This window comes from Micromonospora echinofusca (assembly GCF_017614955.1).
GTDB classification, from domain to species: domain Bacteria; phylum Actinomycetota; class Actinomycetes; order Mycobacteriales; family Micromonosporaceae; genus Micromonospora; species Micromonospora echinofusca_A.
In genome coordinates this window covers 1-662 of record NZ_WVUH01000715.1, presented here as the reverse complement: position 1 = coordinate 662, position 662 = coordinate 1, and the positions used below count along the sequence as shown (strand labels likewise).

General features: G+C 73.9%; 1 protein-coding gene. It reads right to left on the bottom strand.

Annotation, left to right across the window (positions count from 1 at the left end):
* Positions 1-587: NADH-quinone oxidoreductase subunit C (locus GSF22_RS34045; protein WP_208817979.1), on the bottom strand; the 587-nt coding region annotated here is incomplete at its 3' end.
* Between the last annotated feature and the right edge of the window lie 75 nt (positions 588-662).

The following is a 662-nucleotide window of genomic DNA, read 5'->3' as shown; positions in this document are numbered from 1 at the left end:
CCGGCCGGTGTGGGAACGGTCCCCCACTCCCCCGGCGCCGGTACGCCCGGTGGCCGTACCGGCCGGCGACCGCCGCCCGCCTCGGATTCGCCCGGTTCCTTCGCGCCCGGCCAGGGCTTGGCCACCCGGGCGGCGAGGACGAACTCCTTGCGCAGCGGATGCCCCTCGAACTCCGGTGGCAGCAGCAGCGGACGCAGCCCGGTGTGTCCGGTGAAGTCGATGCCGAACATCTCGTGGGTCTCCCGCTCGTGCCAGGCCGCCCCGGGGAAGACGTCGACCACGGAGGTGACCGCCGGGTTCTCCCGGGGTACCCGGGTGCGCAGCAGGATCCCGTGCCGACGGGTCGTCGACCACAGGTGCGCCACCACGTCGAAGCCGCCGGTCAGCTCGTCGACGGCGGAGAGCCAGTCGAAGAAGTCGCAGGCCAGCTCGGCGTCGTCGCGGGCGGCCAGCAGCGCGTCCCGCCAGCTCGTGCCGGGTACGTCGACGGTGGCGCGGGCGTACCCCTGACCGCCGGAGGTCCCGGTCGCCACCTCGACGCCGGGGAGCAGCGCGACCAGCCGGTTGGCGACCTCGTCGGGAGTCATGCCGCCGATCCTATGGCCCGCGAGTCTCCCCGGTCTCGTCCACGCCCTCCCCCTCCCGTCGGGTTGATCATGAAG